General features: G+C 77.0%; 1 pseudogene. It reads right to left on the bottom strand.

Going from position 1 to position 256, the window contains the following annotated elements:
* Positions 1-256: pseudogene (locus WDW90_RS40100) on the bottom strand (hypothetical protein); the annotation flags it as partial.

A 256-nucleotide genomic window follows, 5' to 3' on the forward strand; every position in this document is an offset into this window, starting at 1 on the left:
GCCCGCCTCCTCATCACCCTCGAGCCGCCGCGCGGTCACGAGCGGCGTGCCTCGGCTGGCGCCCGTCCTGTCGAGGCCGAACAGGAAGGCGATGGTCGAGCCCTCGGGGCCCGGCGGGATCTGCCAGCAGCGCGCCAGAGCCGCGCGCAGCTCACTCCAGTTGTTCAGGTCCGTGCGCTCCTCGCGCCGGTCCGGTGGCTCCTGGGCGGAGGCCGGTGCCGCGGCCGCGAGCGCCGCCGCGAGGCAGAGGCCGGTC

Source organism: Methylobacterium nigriterrae (genome assembly GCF_037106235.1).
GTDB classification, from domain to species: Bacteria; Pseudomonadota; Alphaproteobacteria; order Rhizobiales; family Beijerinckiaceae; genus Methylobacterium; species Methylobacterium nigriterrae.